Origin of the sequence: Geminisphaera colitermitum TAV2, assembly GCF_000171235.2 — a bacterium.
GTDB lineage: Bacteria > Verrucomicrobiota > Verrucomicrobiia > Opitutales > Opitutaceae > Geminisphaera > Geminisphaera colitermitum.
This window is the reverse complement of sequence record NZ_ABEA03000123.1, coordinates 1-10022: the sequence shown is the minus strand read 5'-3', so window position 1 is coordinate 10022 and position 10022 is coordinate 1. Positions and strand designations below refer to the sequence as shown.

Annotated in this window: 7 protein-coding genes; all 7 read left to right on the top strand. The window is 62.3% G+C overall.

Going from position 1 to position 10022, the window contains the following annotated elements; translation table 11 throughout:
- On the top strand, positions 1-772 hold a 772-nt coding region (locus OBACDRAFT_RS14775; RefSeq protein ID WP_043586850.1), incomplete at its 5' end, for a PEP-CTERM sorting domain-containing protein.
- Between the two features lie 303 nt (positions 773-1075).
- Positions 1076-2068, top strand: a complete 993-nt coding sequence (locus OBACDRAFT_RS25495; protein WP_052362063.1) for an archaeosortase/exosortase family protein — start codon at positions 1076-1078, stop codon at positions 2066-2068.
- Positions 2065-2550 carry a hypothetical protein gene (locus OBACDRAFT_RS14765; protein WP_052362062.1) on the top strand — a complete coding sequence of 162 codons (486 nt, stop codon included), beginning with the start codon at positions 2065-2067 and terminating at the stop codon, positions 2548-2550. The genes OBACDRAFT_RS25495 and OBACDRAFT_RS14765 overlap by 4 nt, the downstream gene beginning before the upstream one ends.
- 152 nt (positions 2551-2702) lie before the next feature.
- The gene (secA, locus tag OBACDRAFT_RS14760; protein WP_043586848.1) at positions 2703-5744 is read left to right on the top strand and encodes a preprotein translocase subunit SecA; all 3042 of its coding nucleotides are present in this window, start codon (positions 2703-2705) and stop codon (positions 5742-5744) included.
- A 92-nt stretch (positions 5745-5836) separates the two neighbouring features.
- Complete coding sequence (gene guaA / locus OBACDRAFT_RS14755; protein WP_043586846.1) at positions 5837-7402, top strand: glutamine-hydrolyzing GMP synthase; 1566 nt, start codon at positions 5837-5839, stop codon at positions 7400-7402.
- Positions 7403-7582: 180 nt separating this feature from the next.
- Positions 7583-8353, top strand: coding sequence for a hypothetical protein (locus OBACDRAFT_RS14750; RefSeq protein WP_043586844.1), 771 nt, complete (start codon positions 7583-7585; stop codon positions 8351-8353).
- Between the two features lie 276 nt (positions 8354-8629).
- On the top strand, positions 8630-9976 hold the full coding sequence (locus tag OBACDRAFT_RS14745) for an NCS2 family permease (protein ID WP_043586841.1): 1347 nt from the start codon (positions 8630-8632) through the stop codon (positions 9974-9976).
- Positions 9977-10022: the final 46 nt, after the last annotated feature.

Sequence of the window (10022 nt, the reverse complement as noted above, 5' to 3'; positions counted from 1 at the left end):
CGTTACAAACGGAGCCAACGTCTTTGCCTTCGGCATCGGCAGCAGCGTCAACCGCCACCTCATCGAAGGCCTTGCCCGCGCCGGTCAGGGCGAACCCTTCATTGTCACCGACCAAGCCACCGCCGCCGCCGCTGCTGAACGTTTTGGCGACACCATCGCCGCCCCCGTCCTCACCCGCATCCACATCGCCCTCGAAGGCATCGACGCCTATGACGTTGAACCCCGTTCCCTGCCCGACGTCTTTGCGCAACGCCCCGTGATCCTCTTCGGCAAATACCGCGGTCCCCTCGCCCCCGAAGCCCGCCTCGTCCTCACCGGCCACACCGGCGCCGACCGCCCCTACACCGCCACGCTCGCCACCGCCGACGCCACACGCCTGCTTGATGCCGAGGCACTCTCCCGACTCTGGGCCCGCCACCGCATCGCCCAACTCGGAGACGACGTCGCAGCAGGTGCCCCCGACCGCGAAGACCGCATTGCACAGATCACGCAACTCGGCCTCACCCACAAACTCCTCACCCGCTACACCTCCTTTGTGGCCGTCGATCACATCATCCGCCGCCAGCCCGGCGAAGGACTCAACACCGTCCGCCAGCCCCTCCCCCTCCCGCAAGGCGTGAGCAACCGCGCCATTGGCGGCGGCGACATCCCCACCTCCCCCGAACCCGCGACGTGGGCGCTGATGGGCGTCGCCACCCTCATCGCCGGCATCGCCGTGTGGCGTCGGCGCACAGGAAGCAGAAAACCGGAACGCCCCGAACCGAACACCTAACATTTAACGTTTAACACTTAAGGGAGGTTCTAAAAATCAGAAATTACACAGAGATCACAGAGAAGGCACAGAGTTTAGGGAGGACAAAACGACTTTGCTCCTTTTTCCGTAAAAACATTATTTTATTTATAATAAATGAATTACAGAGACATTCATTCGCGAGGAAAATGTCCTTCCACCGGACAGGCCTCCCCAAACTCTGTGCCTCCTCTGTGTCCTCTGTGTAATTTTTAGAAGTTCCCTTAACATTCAATGAACCCGATGGTCACGCATCCCCCTTTGTTAAATGTTAAATGTTCAACGTTGAGTGTTAAACGTTCTCATTTTCCGCCCTTCTTCGCCACCCGCCTCGCCGCCCTCCTTGCCCTGCTTGCCGCTGGCTGGCCGGTTTTGCGCTGGTATGCCGCCCGCCTCGGTGACGGCTCCGACGAACCTTGGGGCCTAGTTGCTCTCGCCACCGCGCTGTTCTTCGCGCCGTGGCGCGCGATACTCGCCCCCCTCCCCCCCCGCCGCACCCTCGCGCTCTGCACCGGACTCGCACTCTATGCCGCCGCCTACCCTTGGATGCCGCCGCTCATCCGCGCCGTCCTTTTCGTCACGCTCATCGCGCTCGTCATCGTGCCGACGGCCACCGCTCATTCCGCACTCCGCAATCCGCAACCCGCATTTTCTCCGCTCCCCTTCTGGTCCCTCCTCGTCCTCTCACTCCCCGTGGTGGCGACCCTGCAATTTTATCTTGGATACCCGCTCCGCGTCATCACCACGCACCTCAGCGTGCCCCTCATCAAACTCGGAGGCGTCACGGCCACGGCCACCGGCACCACGCTTACCTGGTCCGGTGAACGCGTCATTGTGGACGCCCCGTGCAGCGGTATCCAAATGCTCTGGACAGGCCTGTTCTGCGCCGCCGCCCTTGCCTGCTGGCACCGCCACGACACCCGCCGCACCCTCCGCCTTGCGCACACCGCGGCCCTCGCCGTTTTCATCGCCAATATCCTGCGCGCCACCACGCTCTTCTTCACCGAAACCGGACGCTGGCCCGCCCCCCCCTGGGCGCACGATGCCATTGGCCTTGCCCTCTTCGCGCTCGCCGCGCTCGTCATCCTCTTCGCCGCCGAACGACTTGCCCCGCAACCCGTAGTTCCAAGCCTTAGCCCGAACACGCCCGCATCGGAGCACCTATCACAACGCCGTCCCATCCCCTCCCCCCCCCCCTCGCCCGCCTCGCCCTCCTCGTCCTTTTGCTGCTTCTTGCCGCCGCCGCTGCCGCCCCCGTCTGGTCTGCACACATCATGACCACCACCCGCGCCACGCTCGCCGCCCGCGCCGCCACCGCCTTTCCCGGCTGGCACGCCGCGCCTGTCGAACCCGCCATATCCGCCAACTGGATACAACTCCCGCCTGACGCCCGCGAAGCCCGTTTCGCCAAAGACTTCCCCGGCACGACCGCCGTTTTCACCGACGACACCGGCCGCATTTACATCCTCCGCTGGCTCTCGCGCCCCACGCGCCGCCTCCATCCCGCCGCCCATTGCCTGCGTGCACTTGGCTACGACACCAGTCCGCGCCCCATTCACCAAAAAACCGACGGCACCCTCTGGAGCGCCACCGAGGCCACGCGCAACGGCCACACCCTGCTCGTCCACGAACGCATCCTCGCCGCTGATGGCCGCGCCTGGACCGATGTCTCCGCTTGGTACTGGACCGCCACCCTTGCCCGCACCCCCGGCCCTTGGTGGACCATCACCGAACTCGTTCCCCAACTGCACCCTCGCTGACCGCACCGCACCACTCACTGCTCCCTTGAGTATCAATCCCTCCCCCGCCCCGGCCCCATGATTTTGCCATTTGCCAAGCCCCATCCTGCTCCTACGCTCCAACCTTTTCCACTTTCACGACCACTCACAGCCACTCTCTCACCGACACGACCATGCTCTCCTCCCTGTTCAAACGCTTCGCAGGCCGTCACTATAAAAAATTTCTCGAAAAGGCCCGTCCCATTGTCGCCAGGATCAACGAAATCGAGCTCACCTACCAAACGCTCACCGACGAACAACTCCGCGACAAGACCAGTGAGTTCCGTGCCCGCATCGCCGCCGCGCCCGACCCCAAAGCCGCCCTCGACGAAGTCCTCCCCGAAGCCTTTGCCGCCGTCAAGAACGCCGCCCGCCGCCTCTGCGGCAAGACCGTCACCGTCTGCGAACACGAACTCGAATGGAACATGGTCCACTTCGACGTCCAGCTCATCGGCGGCCTCGCCATCCACCAAGGCCGCATCGCCGAAATGGCCACCGGCGAAGGCAAAACCCTCGTCTCCACCCTCCCCCTCTACCTCAACGCCCTCATTGGCCGGAACACCCAACTCGTCACCGTCAACGACTACCTTGCCCGCCGCGACTCCGAATGGATGGGCCACCTCTACAGCTTCCTCGGCCTCACCGTCGGCTGCATCCAACAACAAATGCAGAACGACATCCGCCGCCAGATGTATGCCTGCGACATCACCTACGGCACCGCCTCCGAATTCGGCTTCGACTACCTCCGCGACAACGGCATGGCCACCCGCAAAGAAGACCAAGTCCAGCGCGACCACTGGTTCTGCATCGTGGACGAAATCGACTCCATCCTCGTCGACGAAGCCCGCACCCCCCTCATCATCTCCGGCCCCGCCCCCGTCGAACGCGAGATGCCCTTCCAACGCCTCAAACCCACCGTAGACCGCCTCGTCGCCGAACAAACCCGCCTCTGCAACCGCTTCATTGCCGACGCCAAGACCCTCCTCGAAAAAACCGACGCCACCCCCGACGACCGCGCCCTCGCCGCCCAACGACTCCTCCAAGTCAAAATGGGCGCCCCCAAGAACAAACTCCTCCTCCGCATTCAGGAAAACCCCGAGTGGCGCAAACTCCTCGACAAGACCGACATCGAATTCAACTCCGACTTCCGCAAAAGCGAACTCTTCAAACTCAAGGAAGAACTCTTCTACGTCATCGACGAACGCCAGCACCAAGCCGACCTCACCGAAATCGGCCGCACCCAACTCCGCCCCGACAACCCCGACGCCTTCGTCCTCCCCGACCTCGCCACCGAATTCAGCGAACTCGACGCCGACACCACCCTCACCCCCGAAGACAAAGAAAAGCGCAAACTCGCCTCCCAGGAAAAACTCACCGCCGTCTCCGAAGAAATCCACGGCATTTCCCAACTCCTCCGCGCCTACTCCCTCTACGAAAAAGACGTCGAATACGTCGTCCAAGACGGCAAAGTCATGATCGTGGACGAAAACACCGGCCGCGTCATGCCCGGCCGCCGCTGGTCCGACGGACTCCACCAAGCCGTCGAAGCCAAGGAAAACGTCGCCATCGAACGCGAAACCCGCACCTACGCCACCGTCACCATACAAAACTACTTCCGCATGTATGAGAAACTGGCCGGCATGACGGGCACCGCCGAAACCGAAGCCTCCGAATTCTTCGAAATCTACCGCCTCGCCGTCCAAGTCATCCCCACCAACAAACCCTGCATCCGCATCGACAAAAACGACAGCATTTACAAAACCCGCCGCGACAAATTCAACGCCGTCGTCAAGGAAATCGAAGAAGCCCACAAACGCGGCCAACCCGTCCTCGTCGGCACCGCCTCCGTCGAATCCTCCGAAGTCCTCTCGCGCATGCTCAAGCGCGCCGGTATCATCCACACCGTCCTCAACGCCAAATTCCACGCCCAGGAAGCCGACATCGTTGCCCGCGCCGGCCAGCGCGGCTCCGTCACCATCGCCACCAACATGGCAGGCCGCGGCACCGACATCAAACTCGGCGAAGGCGTCAAAGAACTCGGCGGCCTCTACGTCATCGGCACCGAACGCCACCAATCCCGCCGCATCGACCGCCAGCTCCGCGGACGCTGCTCGCGCCAAGGCGACCCCGGCCTCACCAAGTTCTTCCTCTCCCTCGAAGACGACCTCATGCGCCTCTTCCTCCAAGGCAACCTCGCCTCCCGCATCATGGAAGGCGCGATGAAAGAAGGCGAAGAACTCGAACACCCCTGGCTCAACCGCTCCATCGAAAGCGCTCAGAAAAAAGTCGAACAACAAAACTTCTCCGCCCGCAAACGCCTCCTCCAATACGACGACGTCCTCAACAAACAACGCGAAGTCATCTACGGCATCCGCAACGGCGCCATCCACGCCGAACGCGCCAAGGACATCATCTTTGAACAAGTCGAGGAAGAGATCGCCGCCCGCGTTGAATCCGCAGGTTTTGGCGGACGCGACACCCCCCCCCCCCCCGCCATCGACAGCCTCGTTGGCTGGTGCAACACCCACTTCCCCCTCGGCCTCAAAATCGAAGACGTCACCAAGCACGGCACCAACGCCGAAACCCTCGCCGCCGACCTGGTTGACCGCATCAAAAAAGCCTACGAAATCAAGGAATCCGTCGAACTCCCCGAAGCCCTCGGCGCGCTCGAACGCTACGTCGTCATCGGAGCCATCGACCAACCCTGGCAAAGCCACCTCACCGAGATGGAAGACCTCCGCCAGTCCATCGGACTGCGCAGCTACGGCCAGAAAGATCCACTTGTTGAATACAAGAACGAAGCCTACAAATACTTCGAGGAACTGATGCAAAACGTGCGCCTGCAAATCTGCACCGGCCTCTTCCGCAGCGCATCCAACATCCAGGTTTTCGAGCAAATGCTCGCCATCCTCTCGCGCAACGCCCGCGCCCAAGGCCCGGCGGACGTCTCTGCTGGCGCGCCTCCCACGCGTGCCGCCGCGCAAGCCCATCCCGGCGCCAGCGTCACCACCACCATCACCGGCGGCGGCAGCGCCGGAGCCCTCCCCGGCGGACAAGCCGGGCAGGAAATCCAACTCCCCAAAGTCACCATCCGCCGCGAAATGCCCAAAGTCGGCCGCAACGACCCCTGCCCCTGCGGCAGCGGCAAAAAATTCAAAAACTGCCACGGCGCCTGAGCGTCCCCCCCCCCCCGCACAACCACCTCCCTCACACAAACGCACTTGCTCCCCGCGCAGCACCCGGACTTGTTTTTATCCTTTTCCGCCACATGTCACAAACCATCGCCGTCCTCGATTTCGGTTCCCAATACACGCAAGTCATCGCCCGCCGCATCCGCGAGTGCCAGGTTTACTCCAAAATCTACCACTACTCCACGCCCGCCGAGACCCTGAAAAAAGACGGCGTCATTGGCATCATCCTCTCCGGCGGCCCCAACTCCGTCTTTGCCAAGGACGCCCCCCTGCCCGACAAAACCATCTTTGACCTCGGCGTCCCCGTCCTCGGCATCTGCTACGGCATCCAACTCATGGGCCGCCTCCTCGGCGGCAACGTCGCCCGCAGCAAAGAACGCGAATACGGACTCGGCACCCTCACGATTGTCAAAAAAACCCCCGCCGCCAAGTCCGGCCTCTTCTCCAACCTCAAACAGAAAAAATTCACCGTCTGGAACTCCCACGGCGACCGCCTCATCGACCTCCCCCCCGGCTTCAAGACCACCGCCACCACTGACAACGCCCCGCACGCCGCCATCGAAGACCCCAAACGCCACCTTTACGGCATCCAGTTCCACCCCGAAGTCTCGCACACCGAAAACGGCCTCCAAATCCTCAAAAACTTCCTCGTCACCGTCTGCGGTGCCAAGCAGGACTGGACCACCGCCGACTTCATCCACCACGCCGTCAAGGAAATCCGCGCCCAAGTCGGCAAAAGCCGCGTCCTGCTCGCCCTCTCCGGCGGCGTCGATTCCTCCGTCTGCGCCGCCCTCCTCCACAAAGCCATCGGCAAACAACTCACCTGCGTTTACGTGGACACCGGCCTCATGCGCAAGGACGAGACCAAGCACATCGAAGCCCTCTACGCCAAACACTTCAAAATCGACCTCCGCATCGTCGACGCCTCCCGCACCTTCCTCAAACGCCTCAAAGGCATCACCGACCCCGAGCGCAAACGCAAAATCATCGGCGCCGCCTTCATCGAAGTCTTTGAGAAAAAAGTCCGCGAACTCAAACACAAGGAAGGCATCGAATACCTCGGTCAGGGCACCATTTACCCCGACGTCATCGAAAGCATGGCCATCGGCAACAACCCCGCCGCCATGATCAAGAGCCACCACAACGTCGGCGGCCTGCCCGAACGCATGAAGTTCAAGCTCGTCGAACCCCTCCGCCAACTCTTCAAGGACGAAGTGCGCCTCGTCGGCACCAAACTCGGTCTTCCCAAGGAAGTCGTCTGGCGCCAGCCCTTCCCCGGCCCCGGCCTCGGCGTGCGTGTTGTGGGTGACATCACCAAACAACGCCTCGACGTCCTCCGCGAAGCCGACGCCATCCTCCACGAAGAAATGATGAACGCCGGCCTCTACTACAAAATCTGGCAAAGCTTCTGCGTGTATCTCCCGGTAAAATCCGTCGGAGTGATCGGAGACGAACGCAACTACGCCGACGTCATCGCCCTGCGCCTCGTGGAAAGCATCGACGCCATGACCGCCGACTGGGCCAAGCTCCCCAACCCGCTCCTCCAGCGCATCTCCAACCGCATCACCAACGAAGTCCGCGGCGTCTCCCGCGTCGTCCTCGACATCAGCTCCAAGCCCCCCGCGACCATCGAGTGGGAGTGAGGGGGGAAAAGCTAAAATGCTAAAAACTAAAAAGTTAAAATTCGGAACGGCGACCATCGTCGCAGGAGGGGAAACACGACGGCATTTTTCCCGGGTTTTAGTTTTTAGCTTTTCAGCATTTTAGCTTTTTCCGAACAAACCCCCGCCACCCCTGTCTCTCTCCCCCCTCCCCCGCACTGCATGAAAACAACCACCCGACTCCTCCTCGCCAGCAGCCTCGTTGCCCTCGCGTTCGCGCCCGCCCCGCTCACTGCGGACGAGGCAACCGTCCAAAAAGCCCGCGCCTTTGTCGGCCCCGAAAACGAACTCGCCGCCCTCCACTCCGTGCACTTCAAAGGCACGCTCACCGTCATGGACAAGGACGCCGACGGCAAACCCCTCCCCATCAACGTGGGACTCGAAATCATATTTCAAAAACCCTGCCAGCAACGCATCGTCGCCACCTCGCCCGAGAAGATAGAAATCACCGCCCTCAACGGCTACGACGCCTGGCAACGCATAGAAGACCCCAAGAACCCCGATGCCTGGCAACTCACCATCCTCGGCTCCGACCAGATCAAGCGCCTCCGGGCCAACACCTGGGAAAACCTCGCCTTTTACCGCGGCTTGGAGGACATCGGCGGCAAAATCGAAGACCTCGGCCCTGCGACCATTGACGGCAAAGCCACCCGCAAACTCAGCTTCGTGCATGCCGACAACATCGTATTTTTTCGCTACTTTGAGACAGAGACAGGCCGCCTCCTGCTGACCGAGACGGAATCCGGGAGCACCATCCGCGAAGAAGGCGACCTGCGCGCCGGCAAGCTGCGCTTCCCGCGAAAAATCGTCACGTCCAACAAACTCAACGACGGCAGCACCCGCGAACTGACCGTGGTCTTCGACACCGTGACGGTGAACGAAACCTTTCCCCCCGCCCTTTTTGAAGTCCCCTCCTTCGCCCCCCCGAAGTGAAAAACCTTATTGGTTTTTCGAGATTTTGAGTGGCTGAGAGCATCAAACTGGAGGGCGGGTCTCCTGACCCGCCGACGGCGTGCAACGCCGCCCTTCCGTTTTTCCCGGATGGGCGCGGCGGTGCCGCGTCTGGCGGGTCGGGAAACCCGCCCTCCGCCAAATAGCACTGTCCTCTGATATCACTTCCGCCCCCATCGGAAGGTCGGAAGATTCGGGTTTTCGCGTTCTTGCCTCGGTGATTGTTCTCCGCTTTTGTCCGCCGCTTTCTGCCCTCCCATGCTCCAGCGCCTTTTCCAACTCCGCGAACGCGGCACCACCGTTCCTCGTGAGATCATTGCCGGCCTCACGACGTTTGCCGCCATGGCCTACGTGCTCGCCGTCAACCCCGACATCCTGGCCAGCACCGGCATGGATCGCCCGGCTCTCATCACCGTCACGGCGATCACCGCCGCCATCAGCACCGTCCTGATGGCGCTCATGACGAACTTCCCCCTCGCGCTCGCGCCGGGCATGGGGATCAACGCCTTCTTCGCGTTCACCATCTGCGGCATCTACGGCGTGCCGTGGCAGCAGGCGCTGGGCATGGTGTTCGTCAACGGCGGCATTTTTCTCCTGCTCTCGGCCACCGGCATCCGCGAAAAGATCGTCCGCTCCATCCCCTACGAGATGAAGATCGCCATCACCTGTGGCATCGGACTGTTCATCGCGTTTCTCGGCCTCAAGAACGGCGGAGTCATCGTGGCGCACCCGGCCACGTTTGTCTCGCATGGCAACTTTGCCACGCCCTCCGTCGCGCTCTGTCTGGGCGGCATCGCCGTGACATTCCTGCTCGTCGCCCGGCGCGTGCCGGGGGCCATCGTCATCGGCGTGGCGCTGACGACTCTCGCGGGGCTTTTTGTTCCAGCCGCCAATGGCGTAGCCGGCACAATGGTGACCACCCCCGCGAAAGAATTTTTCGCCATGCCGTCGTCAATCGCCCCGGTGTTCGGCAAGCTCAGTTTCGAATTCCTTACCAGCGGCGACGCCTTCTTCAAAGCCCTGCCGATCATCCTGACGCTGCTTCTCGTCGATATGTTTGACAACCTGGGCACGCTCATCGGCGTGGCGCGGCGCACGGGCCTGCTCCTGCCCGACGGCACGCTGCCCAAGGCGGGCCGCGCCCTCATGGCCGATTCCATCGCCGCCATGCTCAGCGCGCTTTTCGGCACTTCGACGGTGGTGAGTTACGTGGAGTCTGCTTCGGGCGTCGAGGCGGGTGGACGCACCGGGCTGACCGCGCTGACGACGGCGGGCCTGTTCCTGCTGGCGCTCTTCGTCACGCCGCTGATCCTCATGGTGCCGCCGCAGGCCACTGCGCCCGCGCTGGTGGTGGTGGGCATTTTCATGATGCAGTCGGTAACGGATATTTCACTACGCGAGTTCCGCACCGCCGCGCCGCTGGTGCTCACGATTCTGGCCATCCCGCTCACGTTCAGCATTGCCGAGGGCATCGGCCTGGGTCTGCTCGCCTCGGCGCTCATCGCGCTCGGCACGGGTCGCCCCAAGGAATTCCCCGCACTCGGCTACCTCATCGCGGCGATTTTCTTCCTGAGCTTCTTCCACATCTTCCCGTTCAACGGCTGATGACGGAAAAAACGGAAATGGCGGGAGGCACGGCAGGGGGGGGGGG

Bases quoted from the DNA above. Each gene is read 5' to 3' on its own strand.
- OBACDRAFT_RS14765 (WP_052362062.1), top strand. From the start codon at position 2,065: ATGACCACCACCCGCGCCACGCTCGCCGCCCGCGCCGCCACCGCCTTT.
- secA (WP_043586848.1), top strand. From the start codon at position 2,703: ATGCTCTCCTCCCTGTTCAAACGCTTCGCAGGCCGTCACTATAAAAAA.
- guaA (WP_043586846.1), top strand. From the start codon at position 5,837: ATGTCACAAACCATCGCCGTCCTCGATTTCGGTTCCCAATACACGCAA.
- OBACDRAFT_RS14750 (WP_043586844.1), top strand. From the start codon at position 7,583: ATGAAAACAACCACCCGACTCCTCCTCGCCAGCAGCCTCGTTGCCCTC.
- OBACDRAFT_RS14745 (WP_043586841.1), top strand. From the start codon at position 8,630: ATGCTCCAGCGCCTTTTCCAACTCCGCGAACGCGGCACCACCGTTCCT.